The organism is Arthrobacter sp. MDT2-3 (assembly GCF_059090465.1).
Map to the genome: position 1 here is coordinate 928,435 of NZ_JBNHFS010000001.1, position 20,938 is coordinate 949,372.

Below are 20,938 nucleotides of genomic sequence, written 5' to 3' on the forward strand. Positions count from 1 at the left end.
TAAACCGTCTGGTCACGCCCGCCCAACCCAAGTTTTGTATTCCCCGTTGAAAGGAACACCATGACTGCAGAATCAAACACCCCCGGCCGCGTACTCGTAACCGGAGGTGCCTCCGGACTGGGTGCCGCCGTCGTCGACGCCGTCCTGAAGGCGGGCGGCACTCCGGTGGTCCTGGACCGCGATATCAGCAACGTATCCGCCGTGAAAGCCTTTGAAGTGGACGTCTCGGACCGGCAGGCAGTGGAGGCCGCCGTACGCGAAGCCGCGGAATCCCTTGGTGGGCTCGAAGCAGTGGTCACTGCCGCCGGCATCGACCGCTGCGGCAAGCTCGCCGACGTCGAGGCCACAGAGTGGGAGAAGGTCATCGGCGTGAACCTGATGGGCACCGTATCAGTGGTGCGCGCAGCATTGCCGTACCTGAAGTCCTCCCACGGCCGGGTGGTGACTGTCGCTTCCACCCTGGGCAAGCGCGCCGTGGCCGACGCAACGGCGTACTGCGCATCCAAGTTCGGTGTGGTGGGATTCAGCCACGCGCTGGCTGCCGAGACCGGCGGCGAAATCGGCGTGACCACCATGATCCCCGGCGGCATGAAGACGCGCTTCTTCGACGACCGCACAGAGCAGTACAAGCCCCAGGACGATTCGCGGCTCAATGACCCCAACAACGTGGCCCAGGCCATCCTCTTCGCGCTGTCCCAGCCTACCGGATGCGAGGTCCGCGAGATGCTGATCTGCCACGAGGAAGAGGGCTCCTGGCCCTAAACCCCACATACGACCAGGCCGGAACCGACGGGAGGAATCTCATGCCCACCATTGCTACAGAAACGACTGCACGCCCGGAAGCCGCCGACAGCAACGGCATCACCATCCGGAACCCACGAACCGGTGACGTCCTTTGGACTGTGCCGGAGGCCGAACCGGAAGCAGTGTCCCAGGCGGTAGAGGTGGCCCGGAGCGCTGCGGCGGATTGGGCTTCCACTGCGCCGGCCGAGCGGGGTGCGGCACTGCGTGCTGCGGCAAAGGCGCTCGCTGCAGCGGCCCGGGAGCTCGCGGAACTCAACGCCAGCGAAACGGGGCGGCCGGTGGAGGAATCGCTCGCCGGCATCGGCGCAGGGGTTTCCACGCTGGAACAGTACGCGGAGCTGGGGCCCGTCCACCGGGGGCACAGCCTGCGAGGCAACCGGCTTGCCTCCGATTACACCGTTGCCGAGCCCCGCGGCGTGGCTGTCCTGCTGACCCCGTGGAACGATCCCGTTGCGGTGGCATGCGGCCTGATCGGCGCCGCGCTGGCTACCGGCAACACCGTGGTGCACAAACCAAGCGAGCGGTGCCCGCGGCTGGGTGAGGCCTTGGGCGAAGTCCTGGCGGCAGGCTTTCCGCCCGGCGTTTTCCAGACGATTTCGGGCGGCGCCGGCGTTGGTGCACTCCTTGCCCAGTCAGAGGTGGACGTCATCGCGCACGTGGGCTCCAGTGCGGCCGGAGCGCGGATCGCCAGGGCCGGAGCGCTGACGGGTGCCCACGTCATCCGGGAGAACGGGGGAAATGATCCGCTGCTGGTGGACCGGGACGTTGACCCGCTATGGGCTGCCGAGCAGGCGGCAATTGGTGCCTTCAGCAACAGCGGCCAGATCTGCGTGGCTGTTGAGCGGATTTACGTCCATGAGGACATCGCCGCAGAGTTCTGCGCAGCCTTGGAAACCGAAGCGGCTGTGCGTAACGGCAACGGGTCAGTGGCCCCGCTGGTGGATCTGAGGATGCGGGATGAGGTCCACGCGCAGGTCACTGACGCCCTGAGGCAGGGTGCGCATGCCGTCGAGGGCGGTGCCCTCCCGGACGGCCCGGGCTCCTTCTACCCCGCCACCGTGCTGCTGGAATGCACGGACCGGATGCAGGTCATGACGGAGGAAACCTTTGGACCCGTTGCCCCCGTGCAGGTGGTGAAATCGTTCGACGAGGGGCTCCGCCTGGCATGCAGTGGCAGGTACGGCCTGGCTGCCACCGTTCTCAGCAACAACATCGCCCACATCCAGCGGGCAGTCGCTGCCCTCCCGGTTGGGACGGTGAAGATCAACGAAGTGTTCGGCGGCGCCCCCGGCGGTGCTGCCCAGCCGCGGGGCGAAAGCGGCGCGGGCTTCGGCTACGGCCCGGAACTCCTGGACGAGTTCAGCCGGGTCAAGGTGGTGCACATTGCGGCGCCTCCGTCTGCAGCCCCTGACGCGGCGGCGGATGCGGAATCCGCGGCTGAACAGCAGGACGGGTCATGAGTCTGTCACCGGAGAACCTGCCTGCCGACCTCCCGGTTGAGCCTGCCGACGTGGACCTTTCCAGCCAGCGGGCGCTCTCCGAATGGCTGCCAGGGCGACTGGCCGCGGAAGAGCCGGCGATCATGGTAATCGGCGACCTGATGCTGGACGGCTGGTGGAGCGGCAGCATCGAACGGCTGTGCCGGGAAGCCCCCGCCCCGGTAGTAGACGTGCAAACCCGGGAGTCCGTTCCCGGCGGGGCCGCCAATACCGCCATGAACCTGGCAGCCCTCGGTGCCCGGGTCTCCGTGGCAGGCATCATCGGAACCGACGATGCCGGCGTGGACCTGCGCAGCCAGCTGGTGGATGCAGGCATCGATGTCAGCCACCTGCACAGCCACCCGGACATGGTGACCACCACCAAGATCCGCATCAGCAGCGGCGGACAGGTGATGCTCCGCATCGACGACTCCGCCAAGGCGGTGCCGGCCGAAGCGCTGGCCGCGCTGGCTGCTTCCGTGCGTGCCGCCGTCGACCAGCAGGACGCCGTGCTGGTTTGCGATTACGGCAACGGGGTGCTGGCGGATCCGGTGCGGGCCAGCCTGGTGGATGCTCTCGCCGCCCCGGCTGCCGGCGGGGATCGTCCGCTGCTGGTGGTCGATTCGCACGACCCCCGGCCCTGGGCGCCGCTCCGCCCGGACCTGGTAACCCCGAATGCGCAGGAAACGGCGCGCATGCTGGACCTGCGGCTTCCCGACGGGCAGGACAGGGTGGCAGAGGTAAGCAAGCACGCCGATGCCCTGCTGGAAGCCACGGGCGCAGGGGCCGTGGTGGTCACCCTGGACCGTGACGGCACCGTCCTGCTAAGGCCCGACGGCGTGACGCACCGTACGTGGGCCCGTCCGGCCGCGGAAAAGCAGGCCTCCGGTGCAGGCGACACGTTCGTGGCTGCGCTGACCCTGGCGCGCGCTGCCGGGCTGCCGTTGACGGCGAGCCTGGACCTGGCGCAGTCGGCCGCGGACGTGGTGGTGCACCAGCCGGGCACGTCCGTTTGCAGTACAGGCCAGCTCAGCCGGTACCTCAAGGCCTTCGCCGACACTGCCCTGGGTGCGGACGAGCTGCAACGGCAGCTGGAGCTGCACCGGGCGCAGGGCCAGCGCATCGTGCTGACCAACGGCTGCTTCGACGTGCTGCACAGCGGCCACACGCGCTACCTCAACCAGGCGAAACAGCTGGGGGACGTGCTGGTGGTGGCGCTTAACAGCGACGACTCGGTCCGAAAGCTTAAGGGCGCCGGCCGGCCCATCAACGGGGTGGCGGACCGTGCAGCGGTGGTGGCGGCACTGAGTTGCGTGGATTACGTGACTGTCTTCGACACTCCCACCGCGGCCCCGCTCATCGCGCAGCTCCGGCCCGAGGTTTATGCCAAGGGCGGGGACTACACCCCGGAAATGCTCGCCGAGACGCCGGCAGTGGAGGAGTACGGCGGCCGGGTGGCCATTCTGGACTATGTGGCGGAACGGTCCACCACGGCTGTGGTGAAGCGGATCCGGGAAGGCGAAGGGGCTGTGCCGGGCAGCTAGGGTGCGGGCACCGGTGCTGTCGGAAGCAATTAGGGTTGAAACATGACTGAAGCGCGGCACGGGTAATGGCAAAACGCGGCAGGTCAGGTGGCCGGAACGGCCTGCGCCCTGTAGCAGGAGTGGTGGAGGTCCCCGCGGGAGCCCGGCCCAGCGGACCAGTTGAAGGCGTCTACTACGTCGACACCGGGGACTGCGAGCTGATCGCCGACCAGGACAACTCCACCGGCTGGCTCCTGAAGATCAACGGCGTGATGAGTTCGCACATCGACCTCGCCGACCCGCTGTTCCTGGATTTCGAGTACATGCGCTGGATGGCGGCGCTGATCGAGTCGCGCTGGCCGCCGTCGGAAACGGCGGGAACCAGGCCGAAGCTCCGCGGCTTGCATCTGGGCGGCGGCGCCTGCTCCCTGGCCCGCTACTTCCATGCTGTCTATCCGGACGCCCGGCAGGTGGTGGTGGAGCTGGACGGCAAGCTGGCGGAGTACGTGCGCGGCTGGTTCGACCTGCCCAAGGCGCCGCTGCTCCGCCTGCGGGTGGGGGAGGCCCGCGAAGTCACGGAGACCCTGACGGCCGAGACCCGGGACTTCATCATTCGGGACGTTTTCGCCGGTGCCCTGACCCCGCGCCCGCTGACCACGGCCGAGTTCACCCGGCACGTCAGGCGGGTTCTCGCGCCCGGCGGGCTGTACGTGGTGAACTCCGGGGATGCGCCGGACCTGAGGAACGCCAGGCAGGACGCCGCCACCATCGCGGCTGCCTTCAAGCACACCGTCATCATCGCGGACCCGGCTATGTTGAAGGGGCGCCGCTACGGAAACATGGTCATGGCGGGCAGCGATACCCCGTTCGCTGATGACCCCCAACTTGCGCGCCGGCTCCTGGGCGGCGCCGTTCCGGCGCACCTGTGGGACGACACCCAAGTGCGGGCCTTTGCGGCCGGATCACCCGTGCGGCACGACCCGCCCGGTAGCTAGCTCAATCACCGGAACCTCGGCCCAGCAGCTTCTCCCGGTGCTCCGCCATCTGTTCCCGCAGCGCGTGCACTACCGCCGCCACCGCAGGCCGCCGCAGCGAGTCCGGCCGGAGCACCATCCAGTACGGCAGCAACTCGGCGATCTCTGAGGGCAGCAGGCGGACCAGGTCATCGTGGAGGTCGCCCATAAAGCAGGGCAGGAAACCGATGCCGGCCCCGGCGCGGGTTGCCTCCACATGGACAAAGACATTGGTGGAGGTGAGGCCGTCGCGCATCCCCGGGACCAGGCGGCGGGGCGCGTCAAGGTCATCCACCTGCAGCATGGAATCAACGAAGTAGACCAACGGGTGTTCGTTGAGTTCGGCCACGGTGGCAGGCGTGCCGTGCTCCTCCAGGTAGGCGCGCGAGGCATACATGCCCAGCATGTAGTCACCCAGCCGCACCGCTTCGGCCCGGTGCACCTGCGGTTCGCCCACCACCACTTCGATGTCCAGTCCGGAGCGCTGCTGCAGCGCCCGGCGGGTCATGGTCACCACCTCAACGCACAGCCCCGGATGATCCCGGCGCAGCCGGGCGACGGCAGGGGCGGCGATATAGGCGCTGAAGCCATCCGTCGCCGTCATACGGACGACGCCGGTAATCGGGTCGGGTGCCTTCCCGGCTGCTCCCAGCGTGCCCACCACCGCTTCCACCTGTTCGGCGACCTGCACGGCCCGGGCTCCGAGGTCAGTCAGTTCCCACCCTCCGGTGGCACGCGCCAGAACCCGGCCGCCGAGCGCCTTCTCAAGGGCTGCTATCCGCCGCGAGACGGTGGTGTGGTTGAGCCCCAAGGCCTGGGCCGCCGTCGTGTACTTTGCGGAGCGGGACACCGCGAGCAGTACCAGCAAGTCATCGGGGTTGGCTTTCATATCTGCAATTCTGCATGCACTTGGTGCTTGATTAGTCATTGAAGGTGCATGTCTGTGCAGTAATACTCAGTGGGAAACACCCGAGGGGATTGCTATGGAAAACACTTTGAATGGCCGCAAGGCATTGGTCACCGGCGGTGCAAGCGGCATCGGCGCCGCCTGCGTCCGGGAACTGGCCGCCCGTGGAGCGAAAGTGGTGGTTGCCGACGTCGACGCCGCCGGCGCTGCCGAGCTTGCCGATGAGGTGGGCGGCACCTCCTGGGCTGTTGACCTGCTGGACGTGGACTCGCTCGCCACCCTGAGCCTGGATTGCGACGTCCTGGTGAACAACGCCGGGATCCAGCGCATCAGTCCTATTGAGGAATTCGATCCGGTAGAGTTCCGCCGGATCATCGCCCTGATGCTGGAGGCGCCGTTCCTGCTGATCCGGGCTGCCCTGCCGCACATGTACACCAGCGGGTTCGGCCGGATCATCAACCTGTCCTCCGTGCACGGCATCCGGGCCTCGCCGTTCAAGAGTGCCTACGTTTCGGCAAAGCACGGTTTGGAAGGGCTCAGCAAGGTCACAGCGCTCGAAGGCGGGGACCACGGGGTGACCTCCAACTGCATCAACCCGGGGTATGTGCGGACGCCCCTGGTGGAGAAGCAGCTCGCGGACCAGGCTCTGGTGCACGGCATCCCCGAGTCGGAGGTACTGGCCAAGGTCATGCTCACAGAGTCGGCCATCAAGCGCCTGGTGGAGCCTGAGGAAGTTGCTTCCCTGGTCGCATGGCTGGCTTCGGACCACGCCGGCATGGTGACCGGAGCCAGCTACACCATGGACGGCGGCTGGTCCGCGCGGTAGTGCCGCCCGTGGAGGCACGGAGTTTTTGTCCAGGTATGCAGGGCTGGAGGCCGCTGAAGCCTGCAGATCTGGACAAAAACTCAATCCAGCCTTTTGAGGTGCCGGTGGTCGTAGAAGAAGACGCCCTCGGCGGTGTCCACCCCCGCGGACAAGCCCTGCAGGAACACCACCACTCCCTCGCGGCGGCCCTTGAAGGGATCGTCTGCCACTACTGCGTCACCGATCCTGTAAGGGGACCGTGGGGCGAAGGGCTTCACGACGCGGCTCCACGTTTGCGCCGCGACGGAGGCCAAGGTTACAGGCTGTCCCATGCTGGACAGGTCCTGGACAAGAGGTTTGACCATGCGTACCAACTCCTTGCGGGCGGCAAGCCGCCCACTGGCAGTGCAGGCAAACCGGAACGCTCCCAGCGGAGGACGGCCCTCCCATTCCGGCTGGCACCTTACGCCAAAGCTATGCGCTATTCACAGCAGTCACACCAGTAACATGTACTCGCTTTTTGAAGGGGCCCATACTCGCTCCGGTTGATTACTTGAGGAGTGCCTGGGAAGCCCTTCGGGTTGCTCCTATTTTTCTCAAGGCTGCCCTTTGATGATGTCGTCAGCGTTCTCGAAGGCCCACGCCACCAACGGAACGAGCAGCGCGCTCAGCTCATAACCGCGCCCGGTCAGGCTGTAGTCCACCCGTGGCGGAATGACGGGCTGGGCCGTCCGCGTGACGAGGCCATCACGCTCCAGGGTCTTGAGTGTTTGGGCCAGCATCTTCTCGCTGACGCCCTCTGCCCGCCGCCGCAAGTCGCTCCAGCGCTGCTCGCCCTCGGAAAGCGCCAGCAGGATCAGTACGCCCCACTTGCTGGTGATATGGTCCAGGACGGTGCGGCTGGGGCAGCCGGCCGGGAAAACGCCGTCGGCAAGGGCAGCCGGAAGGGGTGCTGCGTGGCCGGTAAACCCCTCGGCACTAACTTTCATGTAAGTACCTTACCTGAAAGTGCGTACTCTCTTTCGGGAAGTAATCGCGGAAGGGCGTGGTTGTGCTCCCTGACAGAACCCCGAATGGAAGGAAAATCATGACCATCGTTATCACCGGAGCAACCGGACAGCTGGGCCGCCACGTCGTCGAGGCCCTGCTGGAGCGGAACGTTCCCGCCGGGGAGATTGTGGCCGCGGGCCGTTCCGTCGAAAAGATCGCAGACCTCGCCGGGCGTGGTGTCCAGGTCAGGAGAATGGACTATGCCGACGCAGCCTCCGTAGCGGAGGCCTTGAAGGGCGCCCGCAAGGTGCTCCTTATCTCGGGCAGCGAGGTGGGCCAGCGGGTGGAGCAGCACCGGACCGTCATAGAGGCGGCGAAGGCTGAGGGTATTGAACTGGTGGCGTACACCAGCATCGCGAATGCGGACACCACCGGAATGAAGCTGGCAGCCGAGCACCAGGCAACGGAGGCCATCCTGCAGGAATCCGGCGTTCCGTTCGTGCTGCTGCGCAATGGCTGGTACCTCGAGAACTACACCGACCAGCTGCCCGGCACGCTCGCGCAGGGCGCCATCGCAGGCAGCGCTGGGGAGGGGCGTGTCAGCGCAGCTTCCAGGGCAGACTACGCAAATGCAGCTGCTGCAGTGCTGGTTGCCACCGACCAAGCCGGCAGGATCTATGAGCTGGGCGGCGATGAACCGTTCACCATGGCTGAGCTTGCGGCCGAGATCAGCGCCGCGGCCGGCACCCACGTTTCCTACCAGGACCTTCCGCCGCAGGAGTACGCCGGGATGTTGACCGGCTTCGGAGTGCCGGAGGCGTTCGCGGAGATCCTGGCCGACTCGGACCTGGGGATAGCCCGCGGTGACCTTCTGGTGAGCTCTGGCGACTTGCGCAAACTGATCGGACGCCCGGCCACTTCGTTGGCAGACGCGGTTCGTTTAGCCGCTCCCAGTGCCACTGCCTAGCATCTAGGACTTGGTGCCTGTGAGCGCCAGGGTCCCGCCCAGACCGATCATGATCGCCCCGCCGGTTGCCTCCATAGCTGAGACCCGGCGGGGCGACCGGGCAAACCATTGGCGGGCGGAACCTGCTGCTATTGCCCATAGGCTGTCCGAGACCAGTGCGATGACCAGGAACACCACCCCCAGCAGCGCCAACTGGAACGCGATGGCGCCTGACGGGTAGTGGACAAACTGCGGCAGCACGGCCATGAAGAACACCACTGACTTGGGGTTGGTGACGCCTACCACCAAGCCCTCAGCAACAAGGCGCAACGGGCGTGCGTCTACTGGCCGGGCGTCGAGGGAGTGGTGGCTCCGCCGGTGCCGGATGGCTTTGATGCCAAGGTAGATCAGGTAGGCGGCGCCCGCCAGCTTGACCGCACTGAAGAGGACCACGGACTGGGCAACAACAATGCCCACCCCCAACGCCACGGCCGCCACTTGCAGCAACTGCCCGGCGGCGTTGCCAAGGACGGTGAGGACGCCGCCCTTCCACCCGAGTGCCAGCGACCGGCCAATCACGAACAAAACGCTCGGGCCCGGCACGGCGATGAGGATCACGGCTGCAAGCGCAAAGGCCAGCAGGTTGGAGAGTGGAACCATGCCTGATCTTAGCTCCGGCAGTCACTGGTTTAGCCTCCCGAAGTCCTGATACTTACTTGCTGCCGGGGGCTGCGGTGACCACCGGCAGGGGCGAGGTCTCGTCCACGAGGTCAGCACGTCGTCGTCCGTCACCCTTGACCCACAGGCGGTAGGCAAGGACCAGAAGCGCCAGCCAGGCCCCGCCAACGTAGAGCGCGATCCTGGTGTCCTCGAATGCGCCCAGCACGGCGATCACCAGCGCCATGAAGGCAATGGTGAGTAGGGATGCCGCGGGCCACAAGGGCGACGGGAATTCCGACGCCGGCAGGCCGGTACGAGCGATTTCCCGCTTCATGGCCACATGGGAGGCCAGGATCATGACCCATACCCAGACAGTGGCAAACGTGGCGATCGAGGCGATGAGGATGAAGACGTTCTCGGGAATTACGGCGTTCAGGATGACTCCTACAAGGAGGATCCCGGCCATCATCACTACTGTCATCCACGGCACGCCGTGTCGCGATACCTTGCCGAAGGCAGCGGGAGCGTGGCCTTGCCGGGAGAGCCCGAAGAGGATGCGGCCGGCGCCGAAGATGTCGCTGTTGATGGCGGAGAGGGCCGCCGTGATCACCACGGCGTTCAGGATGTGGGGGGCTGCGGGGATGCCAAGCCCGCTGAAGATCTGCACGAAGGGGCTGCCGTTGCTGCCGATTTCATTCCACGGGAAGAGGCTCATGAGCACTCCCAGCGTCAAAACGTAGAACAGCAGGACGCGGACCGGGACGGTATTGACTGCCTTGGGGATGACTTTCTTCGGGTTCGCGGCCTCGCCGGCCGTGATGCCAAGCGTCTCGATACCGCCAAAGGCGAACATCACCACCGCGAAGGATGCCAGCAGGCCTTCGAAGCCGAACGGGAAGAAGCCGCCATGGTCCACAAGGTTTCCAAGGCCAGGCGCAACTGTTGAGCCGCCGGCCTGGAAGCCGAACGCGATAATGGCTGCGCCGCCGGCAATCATGGCAATGATGGCCACCACCTTGATCAGCGAGAACCAGAACTCCAGCTCGCCGAAGACTCTGACGCTGAGGAGGTTCAACGCGGCGAGGAAGAAGATGATGGCCAGGATCCAGACCCAGCGCTCCACCTGGGGGAACCAGAAGCCCATGTAGATACTGAAGGCTGTAACGTCCGCGATGGCGACGATGGCCATTTCGAAGACATAGGTCCAGCCTGTGACGAAGCCTGCCAGGGGACCAAGGTAGCGGCTCGCATACTGGCCGAAGGAGCCGGAGACCGGATGCCGCACCGCCATTTCGCCTAGGGCCCGCATCACCATAAACACTGCCGCGCCGCCAATGATGTAGGCCAGCAGGACCGCTGGTCCGGCTTTCTGGATAGCTGAGGCGGAACCATAGAAGAGGCCTGTTCCGATCGCGGAGCCCAGGGCCATGAACCGGATGTGCCGCACGTTCAGTCCGCGGTTGAGTACGCTTCCGACGGCGGCTGCGGGCGCCTGTTTTCCGGCCGGACTTTTGGTCCGGGCAGGGCTGGGTGCTGGTTGCATACAAATACCTTCTCGTCTTTGGGAGGGGAGCCGCTAACCAGCAGACCACTTTCGGAAGCGGCGTGATGAGTCTCACGGGGCGTTGGTGTCTTTGATTTCAGACGACGTGCTGTTTCAGCCTTCCGCTACGGCGGGGTACAACCCTTGACTCGATGGGTGGGTTCTCCTTAGTTTGAGGGGCCCGCTGTTGAACCCGGCGAATGACGCCGGACGGGAACTGCTTGAGGACGGGTTCAAGCACCCGCAGCCTGAAGGAGATTGACCATGAGAGCTATCGTGCAGGATGTTTATGGATCGCCCGACGTACTTGAGTTGCGGGATATCGCTGCGCCGGTGCCCCGCGAGGGCGAGGTACTGATCCGCGTGAGGGCGGCAGGCGTTGAGCAGGGTGTGTGGCACCTGATGACCGGGTTGCCGTATCTGGTCCGGCTCTTCGGTTACGGCTTGAGGAGGCCCAAGGTTCCCGTGCGGGGCCGGGAGGTAGCGGGCGTTGTGGAGGCCGCGGGTGCAGGAGTAACCCGCTTCTCTGCCGGTGACGAGGTCTACGGAACCTGCGACGGATCCTTCGCAGAGTACGTTCGCGCGAAGGAGGACAAGGTGGCCCGGAAGCCGGCGAACCTCTCGTTTGAGGAAGCGGCTGCGGCACCCATCTCCGCTGTCACCGCCCTGCAAGCTGTCCGGGATGCGGGCGAGGTCACCGTTGGCCAGAAGGTGCTCATCATCGGAGCCGGCGGGGGAGTTGGCTCCTTTGCGGTTCAAGTGGCCAAGGCTTTTGGAGCAGAAGTCACGGGAGTGTGCAGTACCGGCAAGGTGGAGCTGGTCCGGTCCCTTGGCGCGGATGCGGTCATCGATTACACCAAGTCCGATATTGCCGGGTCCGGGGTGCTGTATGACGTCATCCTGGACACGGCCGGCAACCGGCCGCTGTCCGTCCTGCGCGCGGCTCTAACGCCGAAGGGCACATTGGTGATCGTGGGAGGCGAAGGAGGTGGCAAGCTGACCGGCGGCTTTGAACGGTCCCTTGGCGCACCGTTTGCTTCAATGTTCTCGGGGCAGAAGTTCAAGGGGCTTGTTTCGAAGGAAACGTCCTTGGATCTCGAGGCCCTCACATCGCTGATCGAGGCCGGCAGCGTGAAGCCGGCAGTCGACAAGGTCTTCCCGCTGGCTGAGGCACCGGCGGCCATCAGGTACCTGCACGAGGGGCGCAGCCGCGGCAAGGTTGTCGTCACGATCTGAATCGACGGCAGGCTTGTGCATGCTCACGCCTGACTTGCCGCAGGCTTTGCCGTCTGAGAATGTCGTACCCCCTCGCCATGATGGAGGTATGGATACGAACGCGGCAGTGGTGCAGGCGGAGGCGGCCGTTGTGGCTGCTGTCGCTGCGTTTGCTGCGGTGCTCGCTGGCGGCGATGTTGCTGTTTCCGGTGGTGCTGTTTCCGGTAGTGCTGGTCCTGGGGCCGCGGTTGAGTCTGATGATCCGTTGCAGCGGGTTGTTGATGGGGCTTTGGATGTTCTTGCCGGGGTGGCACGGTCGGAAGCGAAGCTGGCGGCCCTGAAGGCGCAGGCGGTGGCGGTGTTCGCTGTGGCCACGAAAGCGTTGAATGCTCCGGTTTCGTCGCCGTATGAGGTGGCGGCGCAGGAGCGGAGCCTGGTGGCGGAGGTGGGGTGTGTGCTGGCGATCGGTGACCGGGCCGCCGGTGCCTTGCTCGCCGATTCCCATGCCCTGACCACATCCCTGCCCCGGACCCTGGCTGCTTTGCAGGCCGGGACGGTTTCCTGGGCGCACGCCCGGACCATGGTGGACCAGGCCGCGAGCCTTGACCGTAAAGGGGCGGCGGCGTTGGAGGCGCACTTCCTGGACCCGGACACGCCGAAACCGGGAGCAGCCGCCTCGGTCGGGGAGATGCCGGCGTACCGGTTCAAGGCCAAGGCCCGGGCCTGGCGGGAACGCCATCACCCGGAGAGCCTGGAGAAGCGGCATGCTCGGAGTGTGGCGGACCGGCGGGTCGAGTACTGGCTTGATGGTGACGGGATGGGTTGGGTCGCTGCCTGCCTGCCCGCGGACCAAGCGTCCGCCATCTGGGACCGGCTCACCACCATCTCCCGGGAAATGCAGGGACCGGACGAAATCCGCACCCTCACCCAGCTCCGGGCCGATGTCGCTGCAGGCTGGCTTCTGGGCGGCACCACCACCAAGATCCCCGCACCCCGGGCGCAGGTGCTGGTCACCGTGCCCGTGTTCTCGCTGCTGGGCCTGACTGACGAGCCGGCGGTGCTGGACGGGTCCGGCCCGATCCCCGCCTCGATGGCACGGAACCTCGTCGGTAACGGGGCCGGCTCGTTCTACCGGGTGTTGGTGGATCCGCGGGACGGGGCTCCGTTGGAGATCAGCCGGACCAGCTACCGGCTGACCAAGGCGATGCGGAACTGGCTGCGGCTGAGGGACGGTAAATGCCCGTTCCCGGGCTGCAGCAACAACTCTTTGGACAACGAGGCAGACCACCTCCTCGCCTGGCACCAAGGCGGCACCACCGGAATATCGAACCTGGGCCAGCCCTGTCCAAAGCACCACAAGCTCCGCCACACCAGCGGCTGGAAACCAACACCAGCCACCACAACCGAACCACCCGGCTGGACCTCACCCACCGGCAGGCACTACAAAAGCGAACACCAGGACTGGGAACCACCCCACTGGCCCACTGAATTGGGAGTATCGCTGCCACGGGCAGTTGCCGCCGCGGACGTTCTTTATGCGGGATTTCAGGCTGCGGACGTTCCGAGTGCGGGATTTCAGGCTGCGGACGTTCTGAGTGCGGGATTTCAGGCTGCGGAACTCCGAGCAGAGGATTCGGCGCTTACATATGATCCCTGGGTCGATATAGCACCGGAAGACTTCATAACTTCCGACGACCTTTCACCTGAAGAACCCCGCTGGGAGGACCTCCATGACGTGCCCGAGGTCCTGCCGCACGATCCGTTCCCGGACTGGGAGCTGTTCCTGACGTCGAAACCTGTCCTACACGTTTGAAGCCACGCGTGTATTCCAGCGTGCGTGTTCTGGTCCAAGGGAAGCTATGCAGTGCTGGACGCAGCTCGGGCTGCAGCCTCGATCGAGGCGCGGTGTGCCGCCCATTCTTCCGCGCTGCGAACGGTCAGGTTGGGATCTCCGGGCCGCTGGCCGGCGCTCCCGTCGATGAGTTCGCGCAGGATGTCGGCGTGGCCCAGGTGTTGCGCCCGCTCTGCAACCATATGGACCAAAATCTGGTGCAGGGTGACGTGGCGCCGCTCTGCCGGCCACCACGGCACTACACCTGGAGCATCCAACGGAAGTGCCTCGATGGTTGCATGGCTGTGGGCAGCGGCAAACAGGTGCAGTTCCACGATGAAGTCCATGGATTCATCGGCCAGCGCCCACATGTCGGCGTCGGGGCTTGCATCCTCATCCAACCAGGGGAGGTGGCGTCCGCTGGGCCGGCCAAAAACCTCACCGAAGTAACCGAGCTCCACGCTTGCCACATGCTTCACCAAGCCCAGCAGATTGGTGCCGGTAGGCGTCAGCGGGCGGCGGATGTCGTATTCGCTCAGGCCATCCAGCTTGCCCAGGAGATTGTCCCGCCTGACGCGCAGATAGTGAAGCAGTGTCTCTTTCTCATCCATAGCGGGAGCATACCCAACGCAAGTTTTGTCATCGGCCGGGCAGCCAGGAGCAGCCCCTAACAGTGGTCGACGCGCCATCACGCCCGCCCAGCTCGTCGTTTCCTCCTCCTGTCTGGTACTCCAGACAGGAGGCATGCGCTGAACGCAATTGGAGAACCAGCGGGGGCGCATGCTTAAGTACGGGATCCCGGATAGCAGTGGGAGATCCCGCGAGGAACGAAGGAGTGTCCGGTGTTGACTACAGAAGCGAGGCCGCAGTCGGTCAGTGAACCGAAGGCGGCATCTAAGGTGGCGTCGAAGGTTCCGGCTGCCGAGAACACGCTGCGCATCCTGAAACTGCTGGCCTCCCGGCGGGGGCCGATGGCGGCGTCGCAAATTGCGTCTTCCCTCGGCCTGCCCCGCTCAAGTGTTTACCACCTGCTGGGCGTCATGGAGGCAAATGGTTTTGTGCTCCATCTCCATGAGGAGCAACGGTACGGGCTCGGCATCAGCGCCTTCGAGCTCAGTTCCGCGTACTCCCGGCAGGAGCCACTGTCCCGGCTCGGCCGGCCACTGCTGGCTTCCCTCGTGGATGCCCTTGGAGAAAGTGCACACTTGGCGGTGCTGCACGGCCGGGATGTGCTCTACATCGTGGAGGAGCGGGCCAAAAACCGCCCGTCCCTGGTGACCGACGTCGGCGTCCGGCTCCCCAGCCACCTCACCGCCAGCGGGCGGACCATCCTCGCGGCTCTGCCGAAGTCCCAAGTGCGGGCGCTCTACCCGAACGCCGCAGCCTTCACCGCCCGGCACGAGGTGGAGGGCGCCATCATGAAGTACTCGGCATTGTCCTCGCACCTGGACCAGGTGAGGCAGCGCGGCTACGCCACCGAACACGGCGAGGTCACACCAGGCTTCGGCTCCATCGCCGCCGCCGTCACCGACCATCTGGGATGGCCGACGGCGGCAGTCGCCGTGACGTTCCTCGAGGACAAATTGCCCCCGCAGGAATGGCCGGTGCTGGCTGGCCGGGTCCAAAAGGTAGCCGACGAACTGTCCGTCCGGCTTCACGGCCGCCCCGTCAAGTAGCCGCCCCCGCTCCCCATTTTTGCCCTATCACCTACGGTCCCCAACCGGGGCTTTCGGCAACCAAAACTGCTGGCGCAACGGGAGCGTTGGGTACGTCTGGAATACCGGACACCACCCCCTTGAAACCCCTGTAAAGCCCGACCGCCAAGGGCTTTAGTTGATACAGAACCTCTTTCACACCACAGACATCAGACGAAAAGGAGCCACCATGGCACCCGCCGATTTCACCACCGGTGCCCGCCCGGTCAAAGCAGCCCGCGGCACCGAGCTCACTGCCAAGTCCTGGCAGACGGAAGCCCCGCTGCGCATGCTCATGAACAACCTGGACCCCGAGGTGGCCGAGCGCCCGGATGACCTGGTGGTCTACGGCGGCACCGGCCGCGCCGTCCGGTCCTGGGCAGCGTTTGACGCCATCACCCGCACCCTGGAGACCATGGAAAAGGACGAGACCCTGCTGGTCCAGTCCGGCAAGCCGGTGGGCGTGTTCCGCACCAATGAGTGGGCGCCCCGGGTCCTGCTGGCGAACTCCAACCTGGTGGGCGACTGGGCCACCTGGCCCGAATTCCGCCGGCTCGAGGCCGAGGGCCTGATGATGTACGGCCAGATGACCGCAGGTTCCTGGATCTACATCGGCACCCAGGGGATCCTGCAGGGCACTTTCGAGACGTTCGCTGCCATCGCCCGCAAACTGACCGGCGACGAAAACGGTACCTTGGCCGGCACCCTCACCCTCACCGGTGGCTGCGGCGGCATGGGCGGCGCCCAGCCGCTGGCCGTTACCCTGAACGACGGCGCCTGCCTGATTGTCGACGTCGACGAAACCCGCCTGCGCCGCCGCGCCGGCAAGCGCTACCTCGACGAAGTGGAAACAGACCTCGACGCCGCCATCGCCAAGGTGCTCAAGGCCAAGGAAGAGCGCCGCGGCTGGTCCGTGGGCTACGTGGGCAACGCCGCCGAGGTCTTCCCCGAAGTCCTGCGCCGCCACAAAGCCGGGGAGCTTACGGTGGACATCGTCACCGACCAGACCTCTGCGCACGATCCGCTGTCCTACCTGCCCGAGGGCGTCTCGGTGGAGGAGTGGCACCGCGAAGCCGAAGCAGATCCGGAAGGCTTCACCAAAAAGGCCCAGGCATCGATGGCACGCCACGTCCAGGCGATGGTCGAATTCCAGGACGCAGGCGCCGAGGTCTTCGACTATGGCAACTCCATCCGCGACGAAGCCCGCAAGGGAGGCTACACCCGGGCGTTCGAGTTCCCCGGCTTCGTTCCCGCCTATATCCGGCCATTGTTCTGCGAGGGTCTCGGTCCCTTCCGCTGGGTCGCGCTGTCTGGAGACCCCGAGGACATCCGGGTCACCGATGAGGCCATCAAGGAACTCTTCCCGGAGAACAAGCACCTGCACCGCTGGATCGACGCCGCCCAGGAACGGGTGGAGTTCGAGGGCCTGCCCGCCCGCATCTGCTGGCTCGGTTACGGCGAACGCCATAAGGCAGGGCTCCTGTTCAACCAGCTCGTGAAGGAAGGAAAGGTCAAGGCCCCCATCGTGATCGGCCGCGACCATCTGGACTCCGGCTCCGTCGCCTCCCCGTACCGCGAAACCGAGGCCATGGCCGACGGTTCGGACGCCATCGCCGACTGGCCCCTGCTGAACGCCCTGCTGAACACCGCCTCGGGCGCCACCTGGGTATCCCTCCATCACGGTGGCGGCGTGGGCATCGGCCGGTCCCTCCACGCCGGCCAGGTCTCCGTCGCCGACGGCACCGACCTCGCTGCCCAGAAACTTGAGCGCCTCCTCACCAATGACCCCGGCATGGGCGTCATCCGCCACGCCGACGCCGGTTATGACCGCGCCCTCGACGTCGCCAAGGAACGCGGCGTCCGCATCCCCATGAAGGAATCGGCAGATTCCGCAGAGACAAAGAAGTAGGAACCACAAGTGACTGCAATTACCCACGAACCGCTGACCGTCACCCTCGGGTCCAGCGGGGTTACGCCCGAGGACGTCGTCGCCGTCGCGCGCCACAACGCCAAGGTCTCCATCTCCCCGGAAGCACTGGAAACCGTTGCCAAGGTCCGGGCACACATCGATGACCTGGCTGCGAGCGACGTCCCGGCATACGGAATCTCCACCGGCTTCGGCGCCCTGGCCAACCGCCACATCCCCAATGAACTGCGCACGCAGTTGCAGAAGAGCCTGATCCGCAGCCACGCCGCCGGCATGGGTCCGGCCGTGGAACGTGAAGTGGTGCGCGGCATCATGTTCCTGCGCGCCAAGACCCTCGCCTCCGGCCGTACGGGTGTCCGCCCCGTGGTCCTGCAGACCATGGTGGACGTGCTCAACGCCGGCATCACCCCACTGGTCCGCGAATTCGGTTCCCTTGGCTGCTCCGGCGACCTCGCCCCGCTGTCCCACTGCGCCCTGGTCCTGATGGGGGAGGGGGAAGCAGCCGGGCCCGACGGCGAGCTCTACGGCATTGCCGGCCGCCCCGCCGTCGCCGAACTTCTCGCCGAGCATGGCATCGAGCCCGTCACCCTCGCCGAAAAGGAAGGACTGGCACTGGTCAACGGCACGGAAGGCATGCTGGGCATGCTCCTTATGGCCATCGCGGACCTTCGCCAGCTCCTGACGACGGCGGACATCACCGCCGCGCTGAGCGTCGAGGCATTGCTGGGCACCGACCAGGTGTTCTTGCCGGAACTTCACGCTGCGCTGCGCCCGCACCCCGGCCAGGCGGCAAGTGCCAACAACATGCTGCGCGTGCTGTCCGATTCTCCGATCGTGGCCTCCCACCGGGTGGGGGACTCGCGGGTACAGGACGCCTACTCGCTCCGCTGCGCCCCGCAGGTTGCCGGTGCCGTCCGGGACACGCTGGACCATGCAGCCCTCGTCGCTTCGCGTGAGCTGGACGCCGCCATCGACAACCCGGTGGTCCTACCCGACGGACGGGTCAGCTCCAACGGCAACTTCCACGGCGCCCCGGTGGCCTACGTCCTGGACTTCCTCGCGATCGCCGTCGCCGACCTGAGCTCCATTGCCGAGCGGCGCACGGACAGGATGCTGGATCCGGCCCGTTCCCACGGCCTCCCCGCCTTCCTCGCAGCTGATCCCGGCGTCGATTCCGGGCTCATGATTGCCCAGTACACCCAGGCAGGCCTGGTATCGGACAACAAGCGGCTCGCTGTTCCAGCATCAGTGGACTCCATCCCGAGTTCCGCTATGCAGGAGGACCACGTGTCCATGGGCTGGCACGCGGGGCGCAAGCTGCGGAAGGCAGTGGAGAACCTGCGGAGGGTGCTGGCCATCGAACTGGTGACCTCAGCCCGTGCCTTGGACATCCGCACCCAGCTCTCCGGTGGAGTGCTGACGCCGGGGCCGGCAGGCGCCGCCGTCGTCGCTGCCCTTCGCGCTGTGGTGGACGGGCCGGGAACGGACCGCTTCCTCTCGCCGGAGCTGGAGGTGGCAGATAGCCTGGTCGGAGCCGGGGAAGTGCGCCGGGCAGCCGAATCCGCAGTCGGTGCCCTCGCCTGAGTACGAAGAATCTTCAGCTGAACCGCACAAACCGTCCGCCTGGTGAAATTTCGGGTGACACAGTCATCAGGCGGACGGGGAGTGTAGTAGAACTGAAGGTGTAGTGAAAGTCACATCAAAGAGGCTGTGGCGCGGAACATATACAAAGGGGTAGAAGTTCAAATGAAAGCACGTGGGGCAGTCCTGTCGAGGCGAAATGCCCATTCCGCCGCGGTTACCGACTGGAGGACTCTTCAGGCCGGGGAACGCGTCGAGATCATCAAACAGGCGCATGTGGTGGCCACTGGCGAGGTGGAAGAAGTGTCCCAGAGCGGAAACGTGCTGTGGCTTGTGCCGGCTGGTCCGACTGAGAAGCAGCTCTTTTTGAAGTCCGACGGCGTGCAGGTACGCCGCGGCTGACAGCCTTCGCAATTCCAAAACAAAAGTCCCCGCCGCTGCTTGACGCAGGGCGGGGACTTTTGCTTGATACCCCGACGGGCGGGGCTGATATGTGAGATGACTGCCCTCTGGAGGGCATGAGGGGCGGGCCCGGGAGGGCCCGAAGAGCCGCGGAACTGCGGTCACAAACGGTGCGGTGGCGGAAGCCAACCCGCCTCGGCCACCATGGTGGTAGTCCACCTACGATCCGGCTCCAGAAAGAAGGAATTCCTGTATGAAGATCATGCGCCTGGGAGAAAGCGGCACTGAACAGCCGGCCGTCCTGATGTCATCGGAAGACGGATCCGAACGGTACTTCAGCCTCCTGCCCCTCACCCGCGATGTGGACGGCGACTTCCTGGCAGCGGGAGGGCTGGGCAAGATCCGGGAAGCACTGGATGCAGGTACCCTGCCGGTCCTGGCAGAAGCAGCCGCCCTTCGCGTCGGGGCACCGCTGGCACGCCCGGGAGCAGTGGTGGGCATTGGCATGAACTACGCCGCCCATGCGGCTGAGTCCGGCTCGGCACCACCGGAGATTCCCGTGGTGTTCCTCAAGCCCACCAACACCGTAACGGGGCCCTACGACCCCGCCCCCGTGCCCCTGCACTCCAATAAATACGACTGGGAGGTGGAACTCGGCATCGTGATCGGCAGGGAAGCCAGCTACCTCGGGTCCGTGGCCGAGGCAAAGAAGTGCATCGCCGGCTACGTCACGGCCAACGACTTCTCGGAGCGTGAGTACCAGCTTCCCGGGGCTGCCGGGCAATGGACCAAGGGCAAAACGCTGCCGGGTTCAACGCCGCTGGGCCCATGGCTTGTTGCGGCAGACGACATCGACGGCGGCAAGCTTCGGCTGCGCAGCTGGGTCAACGGGGAAGGGCGGCAGGACTCCAGCACATCGGAACTCATTTTTGACCCGCCTACCCTGGTCCACCACTGCAGCCAGTACATGCGGCTGGAGCCCGGCGATGTGATTCTCACCGGGACTCCGGAGGGGGTGGCGCTGAGCGGCCGCTTCCCCTACCTCCAGCCCGGCGACGTCGTCGAGGTGGAGGTGAAGGGGTTGGGGCGCCAGCGCCAGGAACTGTACCGTGCAGGGCAGCCCCGGACCGGGCAGCCTGCGGCGCAGGAACAGGAACAGGAACAGGAACAGGAACAGCCGCAGGGGCAGCTCCAGTCCCGCTAGCCGGCCTTTACCGCCAGGACCGGGCAGTCCGCCTCCAACAGGATCCGCTGCGACACGCTGCCCATGATGAGCTTGCCCACCGGCGTACGCCGGCGCAGCCCGATCACGATCAGCTCGGCGTTGTTTTCCTCAGCGGCATCCAAAACCTCTGCGGCGGCATCATGGCCACGGACCGGCTGCTTGATCACGTGGTCGATGCCCTGGGTGGCCAGCCGGTCCTCGATGCTCTGGATCTCCGGCTCCTGGGCGTAGCGGTTGTCCACCAGGGCGTCGCCCTTTGACGAGTTGATAACCAGCAGCGTGGTGTTGCTCTTCCGGGCTTCGTGGATGGCCTGGGTCAGGGCTGCTTCGCCCTCGGGGGTCGGGACGTATCCCACCACGATGGTCATGGTGTCTCCTTTGTTTTCTGGGGCCA

At 65.7% G+C, this 20,938-nt stretch carries 20 protein-coding genes; 13 read left to right on the forward strand and 7 right to left on the reverse strand.

Annotated features, from left to right (window positions below; translation table 11 throughout):
• Positions 1 to 60 precede the first annotated feature (60 nt).
• The 4 genes from AC5RUQ_RS04305 (at position 61) to AC5RUQ_RS04320 (ending at position 4,800) form a co-directional block, all read left to right on the forward strand.
• On the forward strand, positions 61 to 762 hold the full coding sequence (locus AC5RUQ_RS04305; protein ID WP_163164856.1) for an SDR family oxidoreductase: 702 nt from the start codon (positions 61 to 63) through the stop codon (positions 760 to 762).
• Between the two features lie 41 nt (positions 763 to 803).
• Positions 804 to 2,264, forward strand: a complete 1,461-nt coding sequence (locus tag AC5RUQ_RS04310; RefSeq protein ID WP_493946158.1) for an aldehyde dehydrogenase family protein — start codon at positions 804 to 806, stop codon at positions 2,262 to 2,264.
• The gene (gene rfaE2, locus AC5RUQ_RS04315) at positions 2,261 to 3,826 is read left to right on the forward strand and encodes a D-glycero-beta-D-manno-heptose 1-phosphate adenylyltransferase (RefSeq protein ID WP_493946159.1); all 1,566 of its coding nucleotides are present in this window, start codon (positions 2,261 to 2,263) and stop codon (positions 3,824 to 3,826) included. The genes AC5RUQ_RS04310 and rfaE2 overlap by 4 nt, the downstream gene beginning before the upstream one ends.
• A 65-nt stretch (positions 3,827 to 3,891) precedes the next feature.
• Entirely contained in the window at positions 3,892 to 4,800 is a 909-nt protein-coding gene (locus AC5RUQ_RS04320; protein ID WP_493946160.1) for a spermidine synthase, read from the forward strand.
• A 1-nt stretch (position 4,801) separates the two neighbouring features.
• Here the strand turns inward: AC5RUQ_RS04320 and AC5RUQ_RS04325 are convergent, their stop codons facing one another.
• The gene (locus tag AC5RUQ_RS04325) at positions 4,802 to 5,707 is read right to left on the reverse strand and encodes a LysR family transcriptional regulator (RefSeq protein ID WP_493946161.1); all 906 of its coding nucleotides are present in this window, start codon (positions 5,705 to 5,707) and stop codon (positions 4,802 to 4,804) included.
• Positions 5,708 to 5,801: 94 nt separating this feature from the next.
• Between AC5RUQ_RS04325 and AC5RUQ_RS04330 the strand changes: the two genes are divergently transcribed.
• Complete coding sequence (locus tag AC5RUQ_RS04330) at positions 5,802 to 6,551, forward strand: 3-hydroxybutyrate dehydrogenase (protein WP_493946162.1); 750 nt, start codon at positions 5,802 to 5,804, stop codon at positions 6,549 to 6,551.
• An 80-nt stretch (positions 6,552 to 6,631) separates the two neighbouring features.
• Here AC5RUQ_RS04330 and AC5RUQ_RS04335 read toward each other — a convergent pair whose 3' ends face one another.
• Both AC5RUQ_RS04335 and AC5RUQ_RS04340 read right to left on the reverse strand, forming a co-directional pair.
• On the reverse strand, positions 6,632 to 6,895 hold the full coding sequence (locus AC5RUQ_RS04335; RefSeq protein WP_493946163.1) for a hypothetical protein: 264 nt from the start codon (positions 6,893 to 6,895) through the stop codon (positions 6,632 to 6,634).
• Positions 6,896 to 7,126: 231 nt separating this feature from the next.
• Positions 7,127 to 7,519 (reverse strand): winged helix-turn-helix transcriptional regulator, encoded by a 393-nt coding sequence (locus AC5RUQ_RS04340; RefSeq protein ID WP_493946164.1) that lies wholly within the window; start codon positions 7,517 to 7,519, stop codon positions 7,127 to 7,129.
• Between the two features lie 98 nt (positions 7,520 to 7,617).
• Here AC5RUQ_RS04340 and AC5RUQ_RS04345 point away from each other — a divergent pair, with 98 nt between their 5' ends.
• Positions 7,618 to 8,487, forward strand: a complete 870-nt coding sequence (locus AC5RUQ_RS04345) for an SDR family oxidoreductase (protein WP_493946165.1) — start codon at positions 7,618 to 7,620, stop codon at positions 8,485 to 8,487.
• Positions 8,488 to 8,490: 3 nt separating this feature from the next.
• On the opposite strand, the gene AC5RUQ_RS04350 is transcribed toward AC5RUQ_RS04345, so the two are convergent.
• Positions 8,491 to 9,126: a LysE family translocator gene (locus AC5RUQ_RS04350; RefSeq protein ID WP_493946166.1), complete on the reverse strand. Its 636-nt coding sequence runs from the start codon at positions 9,124 to 9,126 to the stop codon at positions 8,491 to 8,493.
• A gap of 52 nt (positions 9,127 to 9,178) precedes the next feature.
• Positions 9,179 to 10,669, reverse strand: coding sequence for an amino acid permease (locus AC5RUQ_RS04355; protein ID WP_493946167.1), 1,491 nt, complete (start codon positions 10,667 to 10,669; stop codon positions 9,179 to 9,181).
• Between the two features lie 264 nt (positions 10,670 to 10,933).
• On the opposite strand from AC5RUQ_RS04355, the gene AC5RUQ_RS04360 reads away from it, so the two are divergent.
• Both AC5RUQ_RS04360 and AC5RUQ_RS04365 read left to right on the forward strand, forming a co-directional pair.
• The gene (locus tag AC5RUQ_RS04360; protein WP_493946168.1) at positions 10,934 to 11,905 is read left to right on the forward strand and encodes an NAD(P)-dependent alcohol dehydrogenase; all 972 of its coding nucleotides are present in this window, start codon (positions 10,934 to 10,936) and stop codon (positions 11,903 to 11,905) included.
• An 88-nt stretch (positions 11,906 to 11,993) separates the two neighbouring features.
• The gene (locus tag AC5RUQ_RS04365) at positions 11,994 to 13,697 is read left to right on the forward strand and encodes an HNH endonuclease signature motif containing protein (protein ID WP_493946169.1); all 1,704 of its coding nucleotides are present in this window, start codon (positions 11,994 to 11,996) and stop codon (positions 13,695 to 13,697) included.
• A gap of 44 nt (positions 13,698 to 13,741) precedes the next feature.
• On the opposite strand, the gene AC5RUQ_RS04370 is transcribed toward AC5RUQ_RS04365, so the two are convergent.
• Entirely contained in the window at positions 13,742 to 14,326 is a 585-nt protein-coding gene (locus AC5RUQ_RS04370) for a DinB family protein (RefSeq protein ID WP_493946170.1), read from the reverse strand.
• A 234-nt stretch (positions 14,327 to 14,560) separates the two neighbouring features.
• Between AC5RUQ_RS04370 and AC5RUQ_RS04375 the strand changes: the two genes are divergently transcribed.
• From AC5RUQ_RS04375 to AC5RUQ_RS04395, 5 genes are all read left to right on the forward strand, one after another.
• Positions 14,561 to 15,391 (forward strand): IclR family transcriptional regulator, encoded by an 831-nt coding sequence (locus AC5RUQ_RS04375; RefSeq protein ID WP_493946171.1) that lies wholly within the window; start codon positions 14,561 to 14,563, stop codon positions 15,389 to 15,391.
• Positions 15,392 to 15,599: 208 nt separating this feature from the next.
• A complete protein-coding gene (gene hutU / locus AC5RUQ_RS04380) occupies positions 15,600 to 17,318 on the forward strand; it encodes a urocanate hydratase (RefSeq protein WP_493946172.1) in 1,719 nt (572 codons plus the stop codon).
• A gap of 9 nt (positions 17,319 to 17,327) precedes the next feature.
• Positions 17,328 to 18,920: a histidine ammonia-lyase gene (hutH, locus tag AC5RUQ_RS04385; protein WP_493946173.1), complete on the forward strand. Its 1,593-nt coding sequence runs from the start codon at positions 17,328 to 17,330 to the stop codon at positions 18,918 to 18,920.
• Between the two features lie 162 nt (positions 18,921 to 19,082).
• Positions 19,083 to 19,319, forward strand: a complete 237-nt coding sequence (locus AC5RUQ_RS04390) for a hypothetical protein (RefSeq protein ID WP_102976692.1) — start codon at positions 19,083 to 19,085, stop codon at positions 19,317 to 19,319.
• 253 nt (positions 19,320 to 19,572) lie between these two features.
• Positions 19,573 to 20,523, forward strand: coding sequence for a fumarylacetoacetate hydrolase family protein (locus AC5RUQ_RS04395; RefSeq protein ID WP_493946174.1), 951 nt, complete (start codon positions 19,573 to 19,575; stop codon positions 20,521 to 20,523).
• Here the strand turns inward: AC5RUQ_RS04395 and AC5RUQ_RS04400 are convergent.
• Positions 20,520 to 20,912, reverse strand: coding sequence for a universal stress protein (locus AC5RUQ_RS04400; RefSeq protein ID WP_142043255.1), 393 nt, complete (start codon positions 20,910 to 20,912; stop codon positions 20,520 to 20,522). The two genes, AC5RUQ_RS04395 and AC5RUQ_RS04400, sit on opposite strands and share 4 nt — an antisense overlap.
• Between the last annotated feature and the right edge of the window lie 26 nt (positions 20,913 to 20,938).